Genomic DNA, 410 nt, shown 5'->3' with positions numbered 1-410 from the left:
GCTTCTGCTCATAAATTTCAGCACTTTGAGTACGTCCGGTTCTATAATATAAATCTTTGATTGTATCATTAAGATAAAAAACTGCTAAATTAAATTTAGTCAGCATGGTTTGCACTAAAGGATTAAATTCTGTATCTGGATAATCTTTTAAAAAATTGCTGATTTCTTTTTGACTCTCGAGCATTAAAGCTTGATTTCTATTAGGCACGCCAAAAGCATCAAATTTAGCCTTTATTTTTAAATAACGTATATAATCAGCATTACGAGAACTACCAAATTTCTTATTATATTCATCCAAATAAAACTCAGCCAATTGATACTCTTCTTCGTCAATATGCGCCTGTGCTAAAATAATAAGTGTGGTTTCCAAAAGCGGATTAGAAACATGTTCGCTAGCCATACCATTATAA

General features: G+C 31.2%; 1 protein-coding gene. It reads right to left on the bottom strand.

All coding sequences use genetic code 11. The annotated features are described in order from the left end of the window. Positions 1-410 (bottom strand): outer membrane protein assembly factor BamD (gene bamD / locus JG676_RS08485; RefSeq protein WP_200217967.1); only part of this gene is annotated, 410 nt, incomplete at both ends.

The organism is Campylobacter sp. 2018MI34 (assembly GCF_016598975.1).
In the GTDB taxonomy this organism is placed as follows: domain Bacteria; phylum Campylobacterota; class Campylobacteria; order Campylobacterales; family Campylobacteraceae; genus Campylobacter_D.
The sequence above is the reverse complement of the archived record's forward strand: the minus strand, read 5'-3'. Positions and strand labels throughout refer to the sequence as shown.